At 53.8% G+C, this 21,810-nt stretch carries 17 protein-coding genes; 6 read left to right on the plus strand and 11 right to left on the minus strand.

The window, feature by feature from the left end; translation table 11 throughout:
- Positions 1-48: 48 nt before the first annotated feature.
- From prpE to prpB, 4 genes are all read right to left on the minus strand, one after another.
- Positions 49-1,935: a propionate--CoA ligase gene (gene prpE, locus SK32_RS11290; RefSeq protein ID WP_048212502.1), complete on the minus strand. Its 1,887-nt coding sequence runs from the start codon at positions 1,933-1,935 to the stop codon at positions 49-51.
- 40 nt (positions 1,936-1,975) lie between these two features.
- On the minus strand, positions 1,976-3,427 hold the full coding sequence (locus SK32_RS11295; RefSeq protein ID WP_048212503.1) for a bifunctional 2-methylcitrate dehydratase/aconitate hydratase: 1,452 nt from the start codon (positions 3,425-3,427) through the stop codon (positions 1,976-1,978).
- Positions 3,428-3,467: 40 nt separating this feature from the next.
- On the minus strand, positions 3,468-4,637 hold the full coding sequence (gene prpC, locus SK32_RS11300) for a bifunctional 2-methylcitrate synthase/citrate synthase (protein ID WP_048212504.1): 1,170 nt from the start codon (positions 4,635-4,637) through the stop codon (positions 3,468-3,470).
- A gap of 80 nt (positions 4,638-4,717) precedes the next feature.
- Positions 4,718-5,599 (minus strand): methylisocitrate lyase, encoded by an 882-nt coding sequence (gene prpB, locus SK32_RS11305; RefSeq protein WP_003021316.1) that lies wholly within the window; start codon positions 5,597-5,599, stop codon positions 4,718-4,720.
- Between the two features lie 252 nt (positions 5,600-5,851).
- Between prpB and prpR the strand changes: the two genes are divergently transcribed.
- Complete coding sequence (prpR, locus tag SK32_RS11310; protein WP_048212505.1) at positions 5,852-7,447, plus strand: propionate catabolism operon regulatory protein PrpR; 1,596 nt, start codon at positions 5,852-5,854, stop codon at positions 7,445-7,447.
- 48 nt (positions 7,448-7,495) lie between these two features.
- Here prpR and yahO read toward each other — a convergent pair whose 3' ends face one another.
- Positions 7,496-7,771, minus strand: coding sequence for a DUF1471 family periplasmic protein YahO (gene yahO, locus SK32_RS11315; protein ID WP_003021310.1), 276 nt, complete (start codon positions 7,769-7,771; stop codon positions 7,496-7,498).
- A gap of 273 nt (positions 7,772-8,044) precedes the next feature.
- On the opposite strand from yahO, the gene SK32_RS11320 reads away from it, so the two are divergent.
- The 3 genes from SK32_RS11320 to SK32_RS11330 all read left to right on the plus strand — a co-directional run bounded on the left by SK32_RS11320 (position 8,045) and on the right by SK32_RS11330 (position 11,480).
- Positions 8,045-8,677 (plus strand): LysE family transporter, encoded by a 633-nt coding sequence (locus SK32_RS11320; protein ID WP_048212506.1) that lies wholly within the window; start codon positions 8,045-8,047, stop codon positions 8,675-8,677.
- Positions 8,678-8,765: 88 nt separating this feature from the next.
- Entirely contained in the window at positions 8,766-10,154 is a 1,389-nt protein-coding gene (locus SK32_RS11325) for a diguanylate cyclase (RefSeq protein ID WP_048212507.1), read from the plus strand.
- A gap of 219 nt (positions 10,155-10,373) precedes the next feature.
- Positions 10,374-11,480 (plus strand): 4Fe-4S binding protein, encoded by a 1,107-nt coding sequence (locus SK32_RS11330; RefSeq protein ID WP_048212508.1) that lies wholly within the window; start codon positions 10,374-10,376, stop codon positions 11,478-11,480.
- A 73-nt stretch (positions 11,481-11,553) separates the two neighbouring features.
- Here the strand turns inward: SK32_RS11330 and SK32_RS11335 are convergent, their stop codons facing one another.
- The 5 genes from SK32_RS11335 to SK32_RS11355 are packed head-to-tail and all read right to left on the minus strand — an operon-like array spanning position 11,554 to position 16,296.
- A complete protein-coding gene (locus tag SK32_RS11335; protein ID WP_005127925.1) occupies positions 11,554-12,447 on the minus strand; it encodes a MurR/RpiR family transcriptional regulator in 894 nt (297 codons plus the stop codon).
- Positions 12,448-12,449: 2 nt separating this feature from the next.
- Positions 12,450-13,394 carry an iron-siderophore ABC transporter substrate-binding protein gene (locus SK32_RS11340; protein WP_048212509.1) on the minus strand — a complete coding sequence of 315 codons (945 nt, stop codon included), beginning with the start codon at positions 13,392-13,394 and terminating at the stop codon, positions 12,450-12,452.
- Positions 13,395-13,409: 15 nt separating this feature from the next.
- Positions 13,410-14,462: a FecCD family ABC transporter permease gene (locus SK32_RS11345; RefSeq protein ID WP_048212510.1), complete on the minus strand. Its 1,053-nt coding sequence runs from the start codon at positions 14,460-14,462 to the stop codon at positions 13,410-13,412.
- Positions 14,459-15,472, minus strand: a complete 1,014-nt coding sequence (locus SK32_RS11350) for a FecCD family ABC transporter permease (protein WP_048212511.1) — start codon at positions 15,470-15,472, stop codon at positions 14,459-14,461. The genes SK32_RS11345 and SK32_RS11350 overlap by 4 nt, the downstream gene beginning before the upstream one ends.
- Positions 15,469-16,296: an ABC transporter ATP-binding protein gene (locus tag SK32_RS11355; protein ID WP_048212512.1), complete on the minus strand. Its 828-nt coding sequence runs from the start codon at positions 16,294-16,296 to the stop codon at positions 15,469-15,471. The genes SK32_RS11350 and SK32_RS11355 overlap by 4 nt, the downstream gene beginning before the upstream one ends.
- Positions 16,297-16,742: 446 nt before the next feature.
- Between SK32_RS11355 and SK32_RS11360 the strand changes: the two genes are divergently transcribed.
- A complete protein-coding gene (locus SK32_RS11360) occupies positions 16,743-18,905 on the plus strand; it encodes a TonB-dependent siderophore receptor (protein WP_048212513.1) in 2,163 nt (720 codons plus the stop codon).
- Positions 18,906-19,086: 181 nt separating this feature from the next.
- Positions 19,087-19,596: a hypothetical protein gene (locus SK32_RS11365; protein WP_048212514.1), complete on the plus strand. Its 510-nt coding sequence runs from the start codon at positions 19,087-19,089 to the stop codon at positions 19,594-19,596.
- A gap of 99 nt (positions 19,597-19,695) precedes the next feature.
- Here the strand turns inward: SK32_RS11365 and foxA are convergent, their stop codons facing one another.
- Complete coding sequence (gene foxA, locus SK32_RS11370) at positions 19,696-21,804, minus strand: ferrioxamine B receptor FoxA (RefSeq protein WP_086523595.1); 2,109 nt, start codon at positions 21,802-21,804, stop codon at positions 19,696-19,698.
- Between the last annotated feature and the right edge of the window lie 6 nt (positions 21,805-21,810).

Here is a 21,810-nt window from a genome sequence, read left to right on the forward strand (position 1 = left end):
GCGCGGTTTCGTAGGCCGGATAAGGCGAAGCCGCCACCCGGCAACGCCCTACTCCTCGATCGCCTGGCGGATTTGCTGTAACGATGTTGGATCGTCAATGGTGGTCAGATCGCCAGGATCGCGGCCTTCGCAGATCGCCTGGATCGTCCGTCTGAGCATTTTACCGGAACGTGTTTTCGGCAACTGCGACACGAACCAGACATGTGCCGGACGGCCAAAGTTGCCAATCTGGCTGTCCACCAGTGCCATAATCGCCTTCTCTTCCGAATGGGCGATGTCGCGGTCTTCCAGACTGTCGCTCTGCTTTGGAATGACAAACGCGACGGCCACCTGCCCTTTCAGCGCATCCTTCACGCCGACCACCGCCACTTCCGCAACGTTCGGATAGCTGGAAATACTCTCCTCGATCTCTCGCGTACCGAGTCGGTGTCCGGCGACGTTGATCACGTCATCCGTACGCCCCAGGATGAAGTAATAGCCATCGGCGTCGCGAATGCCCCAGTCAAAGGTGGCGTACACCTGGCGGGAGAACAGCGACCAGTAGGTATTCACAAAGCGTTCGTCATCGCCCCAGATGGTCTGAATACAGCCCGGCGGCAGCGGCCCTTCAATCACCAGCATGCCCTTCTCGTTTGCCGCACAAGGTTCACCGGTCACCTCATTGAGCAGTTGTACGTTGTAGCCGTACATCGGCACGCCGGGACTGCCCAGACGCGATGGCCTGTCGTCCAGCCCGCGGGCAATTGCCATAATCGGCCAGCCGGATTCAGTCTGCCAGTAGTTGTCGATAACCGGGACGCCCAGCGTTTGGGTTACCCAACTGGCGGTTGGTTCGTCCAGCGGTTCCCCCGCCAGATACAGCACCTCCAGCGAGGAGAGATCGTGATTACGGATTTGCGCAGTGGGGAATTTCTTCAGCACACGGATAGCTGTCGGGGCCGAGAACATCCGGCTGACCTGATACTTCTCAACAATTTTCCACCACACGCCGCAGTCCGGGTACGTTGGCAGCCCCTCGTAAACCACCGTCGCCATCCCCGCCAGCAGCGGGGCATACACGATATAGGAATGCCCAACTACCCAGCCGATATCCGACGCGCAGAAGAACACGCCGCCCGCTTTACCGCCGAAAATGGTGTCCATCGAGGTCGCCAGCGCGACCGCATAGCCGCCAACGTCGCGCTGGACGCCTTTCGGTTTCCCGGTTGTCCCGGAGGTGTAGAGAATGCAGGAGGTTTCGTTTGATTCCAGCCAGACAACTGGTACCCGCGCGCCGAGATGCTGTTGGCGCAGGGCGGCAAAGTCGAGGTCACGTCCTTCAACCCGCGCCATTTTCGCCAGACCGCGGTCGACCAGCACCACATGACGCGGTCGGTGCTGCGCCTGTTCGATCGCATCATCGAGCAGCTTTTTATACGGCAAGATCTTGCCCCCGCGCGCCCCGGCATCCGCCGAGACGATAACCACCGGCCGGGCATCGTCGATGCGCGCCGCCACGCTATGCGACGCGAAGCCGCCGAACACCACCGAATGGATCGCCCCAATGCGTGCGCAGGCCAGTAGCGTAATGTGCGCCTCGGCGATCATCGGCATATACACCAACACCCGATCGCCACGCTGTACGCCCAGCGACAATAGCATCGCCGCCGCGACGTTCACTTCGTCATACAGCTGACGAAAGGTAAACGTGCGTTCTTCTTCGGTTTCGGATGACACAGCAATCAGCGCCAGCGCGTCAGGCTGTTTCTCCAGCCAGCGGTCGATGGCGTTATGGCACAGATTGGTCGTGCCGTCGCAAAACCAGCGGGCAAACGGCGGGTTGCTGTGGTCCAGTACCTGCGTATACGGCTGCTGCCAGTCAATACGCTGGGCCTGCTCGGCCCAGAACGACTCCGGTTGCGTTATAGAACGTTGATAAAACTCGCTATAAGACATAATGCTCTCCTGTTGAACTTACGCCTTGCTGCACGCTGGTTTAAATAATGAAGAGATCCATATACTCATTGACCGGCATCTGCTCCAGGCGAGTTCTGTCCAGGGAGACATCCAGGATGCGCTGCTGCTGGCGGGTCGGGAACTGACGCGCCAGGTTGATTTTGAACTTCTCGACCAGCTTCGGCATGCCGTCAGCACGACGACGCGCATGGCCGATTGGGTATTCCACTACCACTTCTTCAAAGCGGGAGCCGTCGGTGAATTCCAGAGTGATGGCGTTGGCGATGGCGCGTTTTTCAGGGTCGTGGTAATCGGCGGTAAAGGCCGGATCTTCGAAACAGTTGATCTTCTCACGCAGTGCATCAATGCGTTTGTCCTGCGCCACGCCGTCTTCGTAATCTGCCGCCGTTAAGCGCCCGAACAGCAGCGGAATGGCCACCATATACTGGATACAGTGATCCCTGTCCGCCGGGTTATTCAGCGGGCCTTTTTTATCGATGATGCGGATACAGGCTTCGTGCGTGCGAATGGTGACTTTTTCGATATCGGCAGCGGTCTTACCTGCGGCCTGTAACTGCTCGTACAACGTCATTGCTGCTTCTACCGCGGTCTGCGAGTGGAACTCGGCCGGGAAGGAGATTTTAAACAGCACGTTTTCCATCACGTATGAGCCGTACGGGCGCTGGAAGCGGAACGGTTCGCCTTTGAAAGAGACGTCATAGAAGCCCCAGGTTTTCGCCGTCAGCGCAGACGGATACCCCATCTCACCGGTTTTCGCCATCAGCGCCAGGCGTACCGCGCGCGAGGTCGCATCGCCTGCGGCCCAGGATTTACGCGTGCCGGTATTCGGCGCATGGCGATAAGTACGCAGCGACTGTCCGTCGACCCACGCCAGCGACACGGCGTTGAGAATTTCATCCCGGTTCAGGCCAAGCATCTCAGCGACCACCGCCGTGGAGGCCACTTTTACCAGCAGGACGTGATCGAGACCAACACGGTTAAAGGAGTTTTCCAGCGCGATACAGCCCTGAATCTCATGAGCTTTAATCATACCGGTCAGCACTTTTTTCATGGTCAACGGTGCTTTTCCCGCCGCTACCGCATTGCGTGACAGCCAGTCAGCCGTGGCCAGAATACCGCCGAGGTTATCAGAAGGATGACCCCACTCAGCGGCAAGCCAGGTATCGTTGAAGTCCAGCCAGCGGATCATCGCACCGATGTTAAACGCCGCCTGCACCGGGTCGAGCTGGAACTGGGTGCCAGGTACGCGCACGCCGTTCGGTACCACTGTACCTGGGACGACCGGCCCCAGCAGTTTTTTACAGGCCGGATATTCCAGCGCTTCCAGGCCGCAGCCTAAGGTATCAAGCAGGCAATAATGCGCGGTGTCATACGCCACCTTCGAGGTGACCTCGTAGTTCATGACGTAATCAACGATATCAACGATTTCACGGTCAAATTCCGGGCGGACGTTCGAAATATGTGCGGACATAGGGTACATTTCCTGTTTTTTATCTTTAGAGGTTTTTGAATTAGCAACGTTTTTCAATCGGGACAAATTCGCGATCTTCCGGGCCGGTGTAATTGGCGGAAGGACGGATAATTTTATTGTCCTGGCGCTGTTCGATGATGTGCGCCGCCCAGCCGGTGACGCGGGCGATAACAAACAGCGGGGTGAACATTTCGGTCGGGACGCCCATCATGTTGTAGGAGACCGCCGAGAACCAGTCGAGGTTGGGGAACATCTTTTTCGTTTCCCACATTACGTCTTCCAGACGGTCGGCAATGTTGTACATTTTCAGCGAACCACCTTCCTGGGAAAGCTGTTTTGCCACGCGTTTGATCACCTGATGGCGCGGGTCGGCGATGGTGTAAACCGGATGACCAAAGCCAATCACCACTTCTTTGTTTTCCACGCGTTTACGGATATCCGCTTCAGCTTCGTCCGGCGTTTCGTAGCGCTGTTGGATCTCCAGCGACACTTCATTCGCCCCGCCGTGTTTCGGTCCACGCAGTGCGCCAATCGCGCCGATAATCGCGGAATACATATCGGAGCCGGTTCCGGCAATCACGCGGCTGGTAAAGGTGGAGGCGTTAAATTCGTGTTCGGCGTACAGCACCAGCGAAATATGCATCGCTTTTTCCCAGCTTCGCGACGGTTTTTCGCCATGCAGCAGGTGCAGGAAGTGACCGCCAATGGAATCATCGTCAGTTTCCGGCTGAATACGCTCGCCGTTATGGCTGTAGTGATACCAGTACAAAAGGATTGAACTGAGCGACGCCAGTAGCTTGTCGGCAATATCGCGCGCGCCGGAGACGGTATGACCTTCTTTTTCCGGCAGCGTACAGCCCAGCGCGGAGACGCCGGTGCGCATCACGTCCATCGGATGCGAGGCGGCAGGCAGCGCTTCCAGCACGGTGCGCACATTAGCGGGCAGTCCGCGCAGCGCTTTTAGTTTGCTTTTATAGGCGGTGAGTTCATCGCGGGTGGGTAATTTCCCGTGGATCAGCAGATGCGCGACTTCTTCAAATTCGCACTGCTGCGCCAGGTCGAGAATATCGTAGCCACGATAGTGTAAATCGTTACCGCTTTTACCGACGGTACACAGCGCGGTATTTCCGGCGGTAACGCCTGACAGCGCAACCGATTTTTTAGGTTTAATGACATGGGTACTATTTTGCAGGATCGTTGTGTCGCTCATGTTGTCCTCGTCATTTTTATAATATGTAGGGTACAAATTTATTGCCGGATGGCGGCTGTGCCTTATCCGGCCTACGACGGTTACTTTTTGCTATACAACGCGTCGAGTTTCTCTTCGAACTGGTAGTAATTGATGCTTTCGTACAGTTCGTTACGCGTCTGCATAATGTCGATCACGCTCTTTTGCGTTCCTTCCTGACGCAGCACGTTGTAAACCTTTTCCGCTGCGCGGTTCATGGCGCGGAAAGCCGACAGCGGATACAGCGCCATCGCGACGTTTGCGCTACGCAGTTCATCGGTGGTGAACAGCGGCGTAGCGCCAAATTCAGTAATGTTGGCGAGGATCGGCACCTGCACCGCGTCGGCAAACTGGCGGTACATCGCAAGCTCGGTAATGGCTTCCGGGAACAGCATGTCAGCGCCCGCTTCGACGTACGCCTGGGCGCGATCGATGGCAGCCTCTAACCCTTCCACCGCCAACGCATCGGTTCGCGCCATAATGACAAAATTGGGATCGGTACGCGCATCCACCGCGGCGCGGATCCTGTCGACCATCTCTTCTTTAGAGACGATCGCTTTGTTCGGACGATGACCGCAGCGCTTGGCGCCGATCTGATCTTCAATATGCAGCGCGGCAGCCCCAGCTTTGGAAATCGACTTCACGGTACGCGCCACGTTGAACGCTGACGATCCAAACCCGATATCCGCATCCACCAGCAAGGGCAGCGGGCAAACATCAGTAATGCGACGAATATCGGTCAGCACATCATCTAGGGTAGAAATACCAAGATCCGGCAGACCCAGAGACCCTGCCGCCACGCCGCCGCCGGAGAGATAAATCGCCTGATACCCGGCGCGTTGGGCCAGCAGAGCGTGATTGGCGTTGATGGTGCCCACGATTTGTAATGGATTTTCTTTGCTGAGCGCGGCGCGAAACGCCAGCCCTGGGGAGTGTAGAGACATATCCCGTCCTCTTGTTATCAACTTGTTAGCATTAGTTGATTTACCTAAAGCAAGGGGTATGCCAAAGACCTTAATTTTTCATCAATTTATATATTCACCTTTAAAAACAATGCATTAAAATCAATTTCTGTATCTTTGTTGTACAAAAGCGTGTCAGCTATCGTTTCATGAAACTGGCCTTAACGTTTCATTGCAACATTTATGAAACACAACTAAACCCTAATACTCGGTTCCTTACTTTTTGGGTTGGCTATGGCTGATACGTATCTTCCGCCGCGGGTGAACGACGACAAACCGGTTATCTGGACCGTTTCGGTCACCCGCCTGTTCGAACTGTTTCGCGACATCAGCCTGGAGTTCGACCACCTGGCGACCATCACCCCTATTCAGTTGGGTTTTGAAAAAGCGGTGACGTATATCCGCAAGAAGCTGGCGAGCGAGCGTTGTGATGCGATCATTGCGGCGGGCTCCAACGGTGCCTATCTGAAAAGCCGCTTATCAATTCCGGTTATTCTGATTAAACCCAGCGGCTTCGATGTGCTACAGGCATTGGCGAAAGCGGGAAAACTCACATCATCGATTGGCGTCATTACCTATCAGGAAACCATTCCTGCGCTTCTCGCCTTTCAAAAGACCTTCAATTTGCAGCTTGAACAGCGCAGCTATATCACTGAAGAAGATGCTCGTGGGCAAATCAACGAACTGAAGGCCAGCGGTACACAAGCGGTAGTCGGCGCGGGGCTGATTACCGACCTGGCGGAAGAAGCGGGTATGACCGGCATCTTTATCTATTCAGCGGCTACCGTGCGCCAGGCCTTTGTCGATGCGCTGGATATGACGCGCCTGACGCTACGGCGAAACGGTCAATACGCTTCTGGCGATACGATGCGCACCCGCTACGCGCTCGGTGATATGCGCGGTCACTCTGCGCAGATGGAACAGGTACGGCACACCATAATGCTCTACGCCCGTTCTCGCGCACCGGTGCTGATTCAGGGCGAAACGGGCACGGGTAAAGAGCTGGCGGCGCAGGCCATTCATCGTGAATATTTCACCCGTCAGGAGAATCGACGCGGTAAACCCTCACCACCGTTTGTCGCCGTCAACTGCGGGGCAATCACCGAATCCTTACTGGAAGCGGAGTTGTTTGGCTATGAAGATGGCGCTTTTACCGGCTCACGGCGGGGCGGACGCGCGGGTCTGTTTGAAATCGCCCACGGCGGAACACTGTTTCTTGATGAGATAGGCGAAATGCCGCTGCCGTTACAAACCCGACTGCTACGCGTGCTGGAGGAAAAAGAGGTTACCCGGGTCGGTGGGCACCAGCCGATTCCGGTCGATGTGCGGGTGATTAGCGCCACCCACTGCAATCTGGAGCAGGAGATGAAACAAGGCGAGTTTCGTACCGATTTGTTTTATCGCCTGAGCATTCTGCGCCTCAAACTCCCCCCGCTACGCGAACGGCTGCCCGATATTTTACCGCTGGCGGAAGGCTTTTTAAAACAGTCACTGGCGGAATTAGATGTGCCGTTTTCTGAGCCTGTGCGCAAAGGACTAGGGCTCAGCCAACATATGCTGCTGAATTACGGCTGGCCGGGGAATATTCGTGAGCTGCGCAATATGATGGAGCGTCTGGCATTATTTTTAAGCGTCGAGCCACAACCAGAACTTAACGTCCATTTCTTGCAGCAATTATTGCCAGAACTGGCGATTGTCGCCGAAATACCCCAGATATCATCATCACTGACGCCACAGCAGGTGCTGGCACAATTCAATGGTGATAAAACAGCGGCGGCACGATATCTCGGTATCAGCCGAACCACGTTTTGGCGCAGGTTAAAAGAATAACCCGCCAGTACAGAGGCTGGCGGGTATTTTATCTTTCAATGCAGCGTATTATTTTTTCTTGTAGATATTGGCTGTGCCATGGATTTTATTATCCGTTTGACCGGAAGTTAATACCACAACATCGGCGCCTTTCTCTTCGGCTTTCTTCAGCAGCTCTTCTTTAGCATCTGCGACAGAAACTTCATTACTCGTTGAGATATCACCGATTTTTGTGTACTGCGACTCAACCTTTTCAAACTCAAGTTTTGTCATAAATTCCGCAGCATATGCGTTGGTCACGACAAAAGCTAATGCACCAATAAGTACTTTAATTCCAGTTTTCATAGACCAGCTCCAGGTTTTGTTATGACGCCATCATCGATCCCTGAACATGAGATAACGCGATTCAAGGATGATTAATAACTAGTCCAGCCTGGATAAAAAATCCACACTCAGCAGAAATATATAGAAATTTTGCGGCACAGAAAAAACCAGCCATCGCGTATCCGCATTTCAACCGGTTCAAAGTTTCAATAGCCAGTGTGAGTTAATCCTCAGAACAGCCAGCTCGTTGAAATTATAGTGTTAACTTTATGAATATTTGAGGAATGGTTGTCTATGGAACCGCTACACGCCGTCGTACTCACCGTCAGCCTGTTTGTTTTAACCTTTTTCAACCCCGGGGCGAACCTGTTTGTGGTGGTGCAAACCAGCCTGGCATCAGGACGGCGCGCGGGGGTGATGACCGGTCTGGGCGTGGCCCTGGGCGACGCGTTTTACTCCGGCCTTGGCCTGTTTGGTATGGCAACGCTTATTACCCAGTGTGAAGAGATATTTTCGTTGATTAAGATTGTTGGCGGAACCTATCTGCTGTGGTTTGCCTGGAACAGCATTCGCCATCAGGCGACACCGCAAATGCCCACGTTACAGCAGCCGATATCCGCCCCCTGGTACGTATTCTTTCGTCGCGGGCTGTTAACGGATTTATCGAATCCGCAAACCGTATTGTTTTTTATTAGTATTTTCTCGGTCACCTTAAGCGCAGAAACCCCGACCTGGGCCAGGCTGATGGCATGGGCAGGCATTGTGCTTTCTTCTGTTATCTGGCGTATTTTTCTCAGCCAGGCGTTTTCTCTTCCTGCAGTACGCCGTGCATATGGTCGCATTCAGCGCGTTGCCAGCCGGGTAATTGGCGCCATTATCGGCGTCTTCGCCTTAAGGCTGATTTATGAAGGTATTCGCCATCGTTAATGCGTAAAGAGAGTTTCACTTGACCATCGTGACGTAATTGTCCGTAATACCGCCTGAATTTTTCAATCACATTTTGAGTGGCTGTGAGATGGAACAGGTTGATCCCGTAAACGACACATTACTCCTTACAGAATGGCGGGCGCTAATACGCCAGACATCCCCTGACGTTCATACGATCCTCACAGGGTTAAGCGACGATGAGATCCGCCATTTAGTGACCGTTTTTTATGACTACATGCTCTCTCATGCGGAGAGCGCGTTGTTTCTGAATACGGAGCAGGTCAGTACGCGACTGAGCGGCAGTATGTTTGACTGGTTGCGCAGCGTGCTCGGCAGCGCATATGAAGACCTCCCGCTCTTGCTGGCAAAACAGCGTGAAATTGGTGTGGTACACGCCCGTATCGGCCTGCCTATCGATCTGGTTAACCGCGGTGCACGTAAGCTAAAAGAAGAGCTGTATCAGTTGCTGAAAAGTAAGGCCGACTACTCTGTCAGCCTGTTGAGCGATGCTATCTGTTTCAGCAGTCTGGCGATGGACACCGCGCTGGAGGCCATGACCGTTTCCTACTCTCCAAGCTATCAAAACTCGCTGCACACGCAGGAGCAGTATCGGCTGCAGACCATTTACGACGACGTCAACGTCGAGCGCGAACGGCAAATCCGTTCGTTTACCGATTGGGAAAATCAGTTTATCTACAACATTGCGACCGGCTTACCGTCCGGTGATCTGGTGTTCCTGGCGGACTCAGATTTTGGTATGTGGTTCTCCCATAAAGGAAAACACATTCTTGGCAGCGGTAATCTGCTGGCAGAAATGGAATCCGTGATCGCTGAAATCGATAACCGTCTGACACAGGCACTCTCGAATCAGCAACAACCTGGCGAAACCGAGCGGATGAGCTTATTGCAGGATATCCGACAGCTCTCGGCCAAAATCCATTTTCTCCTCGCCTCAATGTTTGAAGCGCTGGTCAAACAGGAAAATGGCAAAGACTCGCTGACCCAGCTGCTTAATCGCCGCTTTATTCCGACGATTATGCGCCGTGAAATCTCGCTGGCGTTACATTCACGAAGGCCCTTTACCCTGGCAATGCTGGACATTGATTATTTTAAGCAGATCAACGACAGCTACGGACATAACACTGGCGATATGACGCTGAAAAACGTCGCGGCCGTTATTTATGAGCACATCCGCAGTAGCGATTACGTATTCCGTTATGGTGGTGAAGAGTTTATGATCCTGCTCGTCGAATCAGACGAATCGCAGGCCTCGATTATTCTGGAAACACTGCGCAAGAAAATTGCCGAGCTGCGTATCGCCGCTTCCATGACTGAATCCTTCTCTATTACCGTCAGTATCGGCGTTGCCGAATATGACTATCACCCCGACTACAAACAACTGGTTGATAAAGCCGATCGCGCGCTCTATCTGGCGAAAAGCCATGGCCGTAACCGCGTAGAAACGTACCGGGAATGACCGTCGTCCCCCACAGATAAATAAATACCCCGTTCAGGGTATTTATCTGACCTGTGATAAATATCGTGCTGTTATTTTTATACATGCCCATTAGCGTGATAAAAATGGCAGCCGATTAATAAGATGCAAATCAAATACACTATATCTTTATAGCGGTAGCATATCCCGGTGATGAGTCTTCCTGAATGCAGGGGGAAATATGAGGGATAATAAAAGATCATGAACGGGAAGAAGAAAACGCGCTGGCAGCGCCGCCCTGGTACCGTCGGAGGAAAACTGCCGTGGAATGACTGGCGCAATGCCAGTAGCTGGAGAAAAGCCACCCAGTTTCTCCTGTTGGCTATCAATATCTATATTGGCGTGACTTTCTGGTATTGGGTTCGCTATTTCGAAACAGCCGGTACCAGCGTTTATATATCAAGACCCGGCGGTATTGAGGGATGGCTTCCCATTGCCGGTCTGATGAATATCAGATACACACTGGAAACCGGCTTTCTTCCCCCCATTCACGCCGCTTCCATGCTGCTGCTTGTTGCCTTTATCCTGATGAGTCTGCTGTTAAAAAAAGCGTTCTGCTCGTGGTTGTGCCCGGTGGGTACGCTGTCTGAGCTGATAGGGAATCTGGGCAAAAAAATAACGGGTCGCAACTTCACCCTGCCGCGCTGGCTGGACCTCCCTTTGCTGAGCCTGAAATATCTGCTGCTGAGTTTCTTTCTGTATATCGCCCTGTCGATGCCAGCACAGGGGATTCAGTATTTTCTGATGTCAGCCTACGGCATGATTATCGACGTTAAGATGCTCGATTTCTTTCGTAATATCGGCTCGACGACGCTCATCGTAGTGGCGGTTATCAGCATCATGAGCCTGTTTATTCGCAATGCGTGGTGCCGTTATCTGTGCCCTTATGGCGCACTGCTTGGCCTGTTCTCTTTGCTGTCGCCGTTTAAGATCCGCCGTAATGCCGACAGTTGCATCGATTGCGGCAAATGCACAAAGAACTGCCCGTCGAATATTCCGGTCGATCGCTTAATTCAGGTACGCACCGTTGAGTGCACAGGATGTATGACCTGTGTGGAATCCTGTCCGGTAGCCTCGACGCTGACTATGTCACTGAAGACACCGCCTGGCGCACAATCAGGGCATAGCGCAGCGCCGACACCATGGTGGCGACAAGGTAGGTTATCAGGGTGGACAATGACGCTACTGCTGCTCGGTATTCTGTTTGCCGCCGTAGGTTATGCGGTGTACGCCAACGTCTGGCAGACGCCGGTGCCGGATCATATGTATTTCCAGTTGATCCCGAAGGCCAGAATGATCGGCCATTAATGGTTTGATCTGTCTGCCTTTATGCCGGGTGGCGACGTCCCACTACCCGGCCTACACATCGGGTATAACCGGTTTATTTCTTCGCCCCGGATTTACCAATGCCCCGATACAGTTCGTTAATCCGTTTCACGGACTTAATTGAACGTTGCGGCGCAGTCGAAGCAACGGACAGGACGATCATTTCCAGACACACCAGCACCGTACCGTGAAGCGGCATTTTCCCATTCTCGCCGCCGCGTGGCACGTTAATCACCACATCCGCTTCTTTACTAAAACGGGAATCCAGCGCGTTCGTCAGTAAAATAACCGGGACACCCAACCGCCTGGCCTCGCGAATGGTCGTCAGCCCTTCCCGATGCGGTGATTTCTGCGCCATCATGATCAGCACATCTCCCCGCTGCAATGCGATCAGTTGCTCTGCGAGGTTAATCCCGGTGCGATTAAATGCTACCGCAGGCAGGCCAATACGGCTGAGCAGACGAGCGGTATAATCCGCCAATACGCCGGATGCGCCAATACCAAAAATCCCCACCTGACGGGCTTCTACCAATAACGCCACCGCCTGGGCAATCGCATAGCGGTTTTGCGGTGTAGAAAGAGCTTCACAGGTACGCTGATGCCCCTGCAGGACGAAATCAATGCTTGAGTTCACATCGCAAGAGAGCGTATTCACCGTGGTGGTCATCTTCTCTTCTGAGGTCACGCCAGGACCAAACCAGTGTTCAATGGTCTGCTTTAAATCGCGCAACCCGGCAAACCCCAGCGCCTGAATTGCCCTGACCACCGTCGCGTCAGATGTTTGCGTGGCGGCAGCGATTTCTATCGCTGTAAACTCCAGCACCACTTCGCGGTTTTCGTTGATATAACGCGCCACGGCCTGCATACGTGGCGAGAGTAAATGCGCCCGGGCGCGAAAACGGTCACCATAGACATCAATACGGTTTTTGGCTTTTTTCGCCGTCAGCATGGTTATTTAGCCTCCGGTAGCCATCGTCCGGCGATGTGCGTTTGCACCTGCGCCACCATCAGACTGAGCGAGGCATAGGAATTAGATATCGCCTCTTCACGGGAGAGTAAAACGTAATGTCCGCGCTGGCAGGCGGTCAGGAACTCACACCAGCCAGGCATCACCGCATCCATCGCCGCGATTTCATCCTGCGGTTTACCGCCGGTATCGCCACGCCAGGTCGCGAAGACAAAATCGGCATCCAGTTCAGGCAGACGCTCCGCACTGACATCAATGCGCCCACCCGGCGGAATACTGTCGATAAGCTTCGGGAAAGTGAAACCAGCATCGCGTAAAACTCGCCCCAGGGAATGATAGGTGTGCAACGCATTGATTTTGCCCTGATTGGCCTGTATTACCGCCACAGAGATGTGCTGCGTATCGACCGTCCGCTTGAGCTGGGCTATTTCTTCACGGTAGCGCCGTTCCAGCAATGCCAGCCGGTTCTGCGTACCGGTAAGCTGCGCCAGCTTGCGGTAGATTTCCGGCGCACCGCCATCAAGATGATCGATGCTGACCGTCGGCGCTATTTTTTCCAGTTGCTCAATCGGCGTGTTACGGCTGGGTTCGGTGATAATTAAATCAGGTTTTGCCGCCACAATGGCTTCTATATCAATGTCTGCCGTACCGATATACGTCATGTTCGAATTATCAAAATCCACGCCGGTCAGCAGCACGCCGGAGCGTAAAAAATGGCTGCCATCCGGGCGCGTTCGGCCATGACTGGCCACCGGAGGCACGCCCAGTTCGATCAGCGGAATAGTGATGTCGAGATCGTGCAATGACACAATACGCTGCGGATGCAGCGGCACGTTCACCACTCGCCCGAGATCGTCAGTAAATGACTGAACAGGCACCGCCGCCTGGACGGTGCAGCCGACCAGCAGCAATGAAAAGATTAAACGCATATACCCTCTTAACAATTACAAACGATCCCGGCGACGCCAGAGCAACAGCAAAAAGAACGGTCCACCGACCAGGGCAATGACGATCCCGGCGGGGATTTGCAGTGGTGCAAACGCCAGACGACCCACGGTATCGGTGACCAGCACCAGCAACGCACCGATCAACGCACTACCCCACAGCAGTGCTGTTTGTCCGCCACGCAGCCAGAATCGTGCCATGTGTGGCGCCATCAACCCGACAAAACCGAGGCTGCCCACGCAGGCAACACTGGCGGCGGTGAGTACAACCGGCGCGAGAAAACGCAACAACGCCAGTCTGGGTAAATGGACACCCAGCCCCGTTGCCGTCGCATTGCCAAGTAGCGCCACATCCGAAGCGCGCGCCGTGGCAAATAAGATGATGGCCGCAGGCAACGTCCAGACCAGTGCCACCAGCAGCAGTGGCCAGGTGGCGGCATGAAGGCTGCCCGCCAGCCAGACCAGTGCAGTCTGAACGTCACGGACATCCGCGGTGGTCATAAATACGCCCATTCCCGCGGCAAAGAACCACGACACGCCAATGCCTATCAACACGAAGCGAGGCCGGGAGAAATCACGGGCCAGCAGCATCACCAGTGCAGCGACCAGTGCGCCACCGGCCATTCCCGCCAGGGGCCGCCAGACCAGACTTGCGGACGGGAAAAATAGCACCAGGGCCAGCACCACCACGCAACTCCCTTCTTTGACACCGATAAGCCCGGGATCGGCCAACCCGTTGCGGGTGATAGATTGCATCGCCGCCCCAGCCAATCCGAGCATCGCCCCGCACAGAAGCGCCATCAGCAGTCGCGGCAGTCGTACATCCCAAACGACATACTGTTGCTGAGCCGTCAACGCCTGAGGGTCAAACACCGCCCGTCCGATAGCGGAAGCCGGAACCGGGAGCGAACCCTGCATCACGCCGAACAGCAGTAATGCGATTGCCAGCACCGTCAGGCTGAGGCTGTACAGCACGGTTTTGGGACGAATGACACGAGAAAATCCCCCCACCCGCCATGCACGAAGCCCTGCACGCTGCAGCATATCGTTCATTTCAAAAACCTCGACGCAATGAAAATAAACGCCGGCGCGCCCACCAGGGCGGTCATGATCCCTGTAGCCAGCTCCTGCGGAGCCAGCACCGTGCGGGCGGCAATATCCGCCAACAGCAGCAGCGCCGCACCCAGCAATGCCGACGTCGGTAGCATCTGACGAATATCTTCTGTTACCAGACGGCGGGTAACGTTAGGCACTAACAGACCGATAAACCCCAGCGGCCCCACGACAGAGACTGCCGCACCGCACAACAGCGCAATGGCTACCATCGCCAGCAAGCGTATGCGCAGAATGTTGACCCCTAACCCACAGGCCATACGGTCGCCGAGAGCCAGAATATTCAGGCCCGGCGCGATAGCGAGCGCCAAAACCATACCAGCTAGCGACGGAGGAACGGCGCTTTTGACTGCTTCCCAGTGCAGACCAGAAAGATCGCCCACCAGCCAGGTGCGCATTGCCAACAGGGTTTGTTCATCCAGAATCAGGATGGCCGCAGTAAGCGATGACACCATGGCCGACAGTGCCACGCCGCACAGCGTAACCTTCAGCGGCGTTAACCCCCCCCGTCCGGCGGAAGAAAGCGCGATGACCAACGAGAACAACGCCGCTGCGCCTCCAGCCGCCAGCAATGGCTGGCTTACCCCCGTCACGCCAAGCGCGGTGCACAACACAACGACAAAAGCAGCCCCGGCGTTCAGCCCCAGAATATGCGGCTCTCCCAGCGGATTACGAATCAACGCCTGCAACAGCACACCCGCCACACCTAACGCTGCGCCGACCAGCATCGCCGCCGTCATGCGCAGCAGGCGTAAGGAGACAATAATCCGGTGGTCGAAATCTTTCGCGTCAAAGTGGAACAGCGCCTGCACGACGGTCTGCGGGCTGATAGTGCGTGCGCCAACACCCAGATGCACCACCGCCAGAACACACAACAGCAGCGTTAACACGGGGAGTGCCAGCATAAACCGGCCACGGCGACGAGCCAGTGTGCTTGTCATGACCGTCATTGCTCTTGCCCGCCCGGCGCGCGGAACGGCATAAAGAACGGTTTGCCGGTGAGAGGATTCACCGACATCTGCACGTCGACGTCAAACACGTGCTTAATCAACTCGGGCGTGCAGTTTTCGCCATCATGCACGACGCCCTGCAACGTCCCCTGTTTGAGGAACACCAGCATGTCCCCGTAATTCACGGCAAAATTCAGGTCATGCAGGACCACGATCACTGTACGACCATGATGGCGAGTCAGTGAATGCAACAGTTCAAGGATCTCTACCTGATAGCGCAGATCGAGAAACGTAGTCGGCTCATCCAACAAGATGACCGGCGTTTGCTGTGCCAGCGCCATCGCAATCCAGCAGCGCTGACGTTGCCCACCGGAAAGGCTCTCCACCGGCAAATGCGCAAAATCAGCAGTTCCGGTTAACCGGAGCGCCTGCTCCACGGCGCGTTCGTCATCGTCCGTCCATTGCGAAAGCATGTTCTGCCAGGGAAAACGCCCACGCGATACCAGTTCGAAAACGGTAAGTCCTTCTGGCACCAATGGGGATTGCGGCAGGATGCCGAGCTGGCGTGAAACCGCTTTGGTGGGCTGTTGATGAATGGCTTTGCCATCCAGCAATACGCTGCCGCCGTGCGGTTTCAACATCCGAGCCATGGTGCTTAACAACGTTGATTTACCCGAGCCGTTCGCCCCCACCAGCACCGTCATTTTGCCTTGCGGAATAGTGAGACAGATATCGTGGACAATGGTGTTATGGCGATAACCCGCAGAAAGCTGTTGTAGTTCAATGCCCGTTCTGTGGGCGGTATTTTCCACATGCTGTGGCATGTTCACTCCTGCGCCGCCGCATGGCAAAGCCTGCATGCGTAATTCTCTAAATAAAAATAAAACTCATTCTCTTTGTGATCTTGCTGGCTTGCGCTGTAGTAGTCAAGCAATTACACCCTGTAGTTACATCACCTGTTGCCAACAACCAAAGCACAAATAAAAAATGCCGAAAAATCAATAAAAACCATTATTTTTCAATGCATTGGAAATTAAATACCCTTAAAAAAACGACGGTTAAGTTGCATCAAATCGCCTGTAGTTTCTTTTTTATTTTTACGTTTACTACTACAAACACCCATGATTGAATGATTCTCAATTACACGTCTGACGCCAGTAATGCCGGCTTACAGATGGATAAATGCAGGGCTGGCAAGCCGGGCAATGAATTGAATCAACCTGTTTCCCTGCCCATTTTTGGCAGGGTCTTTTGCGGAATAAATAAAATAATGGCTGAGTTAACGACTTACTTTTCGGGGATGAAAGGGCGGGCATTGTGCTCTGCTCTCTTTCTGGGCATAACAACAACACCTACGGTATTTGCAGCGGAGAAAGAGACGACTCCGCCTAAAGGGGAAGATACCATCACCGTTCGGGCAGATGCGTCGTCTGCCGATCAGGCCGTAACATCGGGTTATCAACCGCTGAGCTCGTCCACCGCGACGCTGACATCCATGCCATTGTTGGATATCCCACAAGTGGTGAACACTGTCAGCGATAAAGTACTGGAAGATCAGCATGTCACGACGCTGGACGAAGCGCTGTATAACGTCAGTAACGTTGTGCAAACCAACACATTAGGTGGCACACAGGATGCGTTTGTCCGCCGTGGCTTCGGCGCAAACCGTGACGGCTCGGTGATGACCAACGGTCTGAAAACCGTGTTGCCGCGCAGCTTTAACGCCGCAACCTCACGCGTGGAAGTGCTGAAAGGCCCGGCCTCAACCCTGTACGGGATTCTCGATCCCGGCGGCCTGATTAATGTCGTCACCAAACGTCCGGAAACGCAGTTTGGCGGGTCGATTTCAGCAACCTCCAGCAGTTTTGGCGGCGGTACGGGGCAGTTTGACGTGACCGGGCCGATTGAAGGTACGCCGTTGGCGTATCGTCTGATTGGCGAGTACCAACACGAGGATTACTGGCGCAACTTTGGCACCAATCAGAGCAGCTTTATCTCCCCTTCTCTGACCTGGTTTGGCGACAACGCCACCGTCAGCGTGCTCTATTCACACCGCGACTACAAAGCGCCATTCGATCGCGGCACCATTTTTGATCTCAACACCAAACACGCGGTGAATGTGGATCGCAAAACCCGCTTTGATGAGCCGTTTAATATCACCGACGGCAAATCGGATCTGGCACAGTTGAATGCCGAATACCGCTTCAACAGCGAATGGACAGCGAAATTCGACTACAGCTTTAGCCAGGATAAATACAGCGATAATCAGGCTCGCGTAATGGCGTATGATTCTGCAACCGGAAATCTGACCCGCCGTGTCGATGCCACTCAAGGCTCCACCCAGCGCATGCACGCCACACGTGCCGATTTACAGGGCAACGTCGATATCGCGGGTTTTTATAACGAGATCCTCACCGGTGTCTCTTATGAGAACTACGATCTGCTACGCACCGACATGATCCGCTGCAAGAACGTAAAAGGGTTCAATATTTATAATCCTGTCTACGGTACGTTGGGTAAATGTACTAACGTTTCTGCCGCTGATAGCGATCAAACCATTCAACAAGAGAGCTATTCTGCGTATGTGCAGGACGCGCTGTACCTGACCGATAAATGGATCGCCGTCGCCGGGATGCGTTATCAGTACTACACAGAATACGCTGGCAAAGGGCGTCCGTTCAACGTCAACACCGACAGTACCGACCAACAGTGGGTGCCCAAATTCGGTATGGTTTACAAACTGACGCCGTCGGTATCGCTGTTCGGTAACGTGTCGCGATCCTTCATGCCGCAATATTCTATCGCCAGTTATATTGGCGAACTGCCACCTGAAACCTCAACGGCTTATGAAGTGGGGGCAAAATTCGATATCTTTGACGGTATCACCGCCAATATTGCCCTGTTTGATATTGATAAACGCAATGTGCTGTACAACGAAATGATCAATGGCGAAACCGTGGCGAAAACGGCGGGTCGCGTGCGTTCACAAGGCGTGGAAGTGGATGTCGCCGGTTCGTTGACCACCAACACCAATATTATCGCCAGCTACGGTTATACCGCCGCGAAAGTGACGGAAGATCCTGATTACAAAGGTAAGCCGCTGCCTAATGTACCGAAGCATACCGGCTCATTATTCCTCACCTACGATATTCAGAATGCCTTTATGGGCAATACCCTGACGATTGGCGGTGGGGGTCATGGGGTGAGTCGCCGTTCCGCAACCAATGGCGCAGACTATTATCTGCCAGGCTATTTTGTCGCCGATGCTTTTGCCGCTTATAAGATGAAGCTGCAATATCCGGTCACATTGCAGCTCAATGTGAAAAACCTGTTTGATAAGACCTATTACACCTCATCCATTGCCACCAATAATCTGGGTAATCAGATCGGCGACCCACGAGAAGTGCAGTTCACGGTGAAAATGGAATTCTGATCCTCTTCATCCATTAACCCTGCCAATTCTGGCAGGGTTTCCCGCTTATTCCGCCATTTTAAGATAATTGCACTTGTGCTGTCGTCGCCCCGTTTATACAACCCTAAAGATCACCTGTAATTTGATGACTTTTATTTTGTTATGGGCGACTGGGGACCACAATAATGAATGGGATAACATCATGACTAAAACAAAACTGACGCTGCTATTACCTTTATTTTTAGCTGGCTGTTCAATGAGTGACGGAGAATTAAGAAATGCTTATGCTCAGCATTATCAGCAACCCGCCGCCTATGTCGATATCTATAAGCAGAAAATAGCCGGGATGGATATTAATGCACTGGCACAATATGCCGCCGCAGAAGATAAGAAAAAAATGCGTGGTCAGCCAAGACTGAAGATCGACGAATTCATTACCATTGAGAACGTGCAGGCGAAAGGGAATCGGGTGGTCTACGATTATACGCTGTCCGAGAGCTGGCTGGCGCTGTCCGCAGATAAACAGCGCGAGAAGCAGAGCAATATGAATAAAGATTTGATCTACCGAACCTGTTCGCTGGAAACGGTACGTCTGGCGCAGGCAAAAGGGCTGGAAGAAGAACATAACTATTACCGCCAGTATCCTGACAAGTTAGCCTTCACCCTGAGAACCAGCGCACAGATTTGTATGCAAAACGGTTTTACCAAATAGCCGCAATCCACTATGCCTGATGCGCTGCGCTTATCAGGCCTACAATTTGCACGCTGCCGTATGCCGGATAAGGCGCCAGCGCCGCATCCGGCTTAAGCATCAGAACTTCCACGAAACGCTGCCAACAATGCTGCGCTCGGCACCGAAATAACAGTATGAGAGCGAATTACAGGCTGCAACGTAACGCTTGTCGGTCAGATTGTTGACGTTCAACTGCGTGCTCAAACCTTTAATACCAATATTCGTTAAGTCGTAGCCAATCGCCAGATCCACCAGCGTATACGATGGCAGGGTGTGAGTATTCTGGCGATCGCTGGTAATACCGTTGACGTAACGCACGCCTGAACCCAACGTTAGCCCCGCCAGTGGGCCATTTTTCACATCGTAGCTTAACCAGGTGCTGGCCTGATTGCGCGGCGCATAAACGGCACGCTTGCCCTGCTCTTCCGGGCTGCTTTTCTTATAGCGAATGTCGGTATAGGTATACGCCGCCTGCAAACGGAAACTGTCCGTCAGTTGGCTAATAGCTTCCAGCTCTACCCCTTCAGATTCAATTTCGCCAATCGAACGGTACGGATCGGTCGGCTCTTCTTTGGTGGCAATATTGGTCTGATTAATGCGGAACACCGACGCGCTAAACTGGCTATTCAACCCTTCCGGTTCATATTTCAGCCCGGCTTCCCACTGCTTGCCTTTCATCGGTTCCAACAGGTTACCGTTCTCATCAGCAAAACTGGTTGGCGTAAAGGCGGTGGAATAGCTGATGTACGGCGCGACGCCGTTATCGAACAAATAAAGCAGAGCAGCGCGACTGCTGAAGTTATTTTTGTCCAGATCGCTGCGAGTGCCGTTTTGCTTATCAATATTAGATATGCTCACCTGATCGTAGCGGCCACCGAGCGTTATACGGAAGCGATCCCATGACATCTGATCCTGCAAATAGTAGCCCGTCTGGCGCAACTTGTGTTTCTCGCGCGCATACATATTGATGTAATCAGGCTTCGCGCCGTACACCGGGTTAAAGGCGTCAATCGGCGGGAACGCCCCGTAGTAGCCGGTGGTATTGTTGCTGCGATCCTGATAGTCGATCCCCACCAGCAGACGATGGTTTACCTGCCAGGTATCAAAGCTGCCGTCGAGCTGGTTATCCAGCGTAATCGCCGACATTTTTTCATCGGAGCCGGAGTAGCCGCGATTAAGCTCGGTTTCATTCAACCAGCCCGCCGCATACACCTGGTTCAGCTCAACGTCGGTATGCAGATAGCGTAGCTTTTGCCGTACCGACCAACCGCTATCAAACATATGCTCAATGTTGTAGCCCACCATGTTTTCACGGCGATCGTATTTGTCATAATCATCCTCGCCTTCGTAAAAGGTATTGGAGATCTTTTGCCCGTAATGCGGAACCACGGTGCCGTCATACGGCAGACCGGAGTGGCTACCGCCTTCAGGATCACGGTGCAGATAGGCCATCAGATCCAGACGCGTCTGGTCGGTGATACGCCAGGTCAGGCTCGGCATCAGCGCGTAACGTTCTTCCTTCAAGGGACCAAACTGCGAGTCCGCATAACGCGTCATTCCACTCAGTCGTGCGGCGACGCGATCGTTATCATCCAGCGCCCCGGTGACGTCAAACGCTGCGCCGCGCTGGTTATTGTTGCCAGCAAACAGCTTCACTTCTCCGCCCGCATCAAACGACGGTTTACGCGATGTCAGCGCCACGATCCCGCCCGGAGAGGAACGGCCGTACAGCACGGAAGCCGGGCCGCGCACCACTTCAATATTGTCGAGAAACCACGGATCGACCACCAGCGAACTGTGCGAGTTAGTGTCGCCCATCATTTTCAGGCCGTCGAGATAGACGTTGTCCAGACTACCATCGGAGAAACCGCGCAGCACAATGTAGTCAAAGCGGTTGGAGGCACCAATCTGATTGCTGTACACCCCAGGTGTGTAGCTAACAGCCTGCCGCACGCTGGTTGCGCCCTGCTCTTCAAACTGTTCACGGGTAACGATCGATACCGACTGCGGTGTTTCGATATCCGGTGTGGCAAGCTTGGTCGCCCCACTCTGCATTTGCGAAGTGACAACCACCGTATCGTTTTTTGTTGTTTCCTGCGCCAGCAGAGGAAAAGCCACACTGCCGGTCACCCATCCTATCAGCAGCGCCAACCGAGTCTTCGCGAACATGAACATCTCCCAAGGCATATCTAT

Origin of the sequence: Citrobacter sp. MGH100 (assembly GCF_001034465.1) — a bacterium.
GTDB classification, from domain to species: Bacteria; Pseudomonadota; Gammaproteobacteria; order Enterobacterales; family Enterobacteriaceae; genus Citrobacter; species Citrobacter youngae.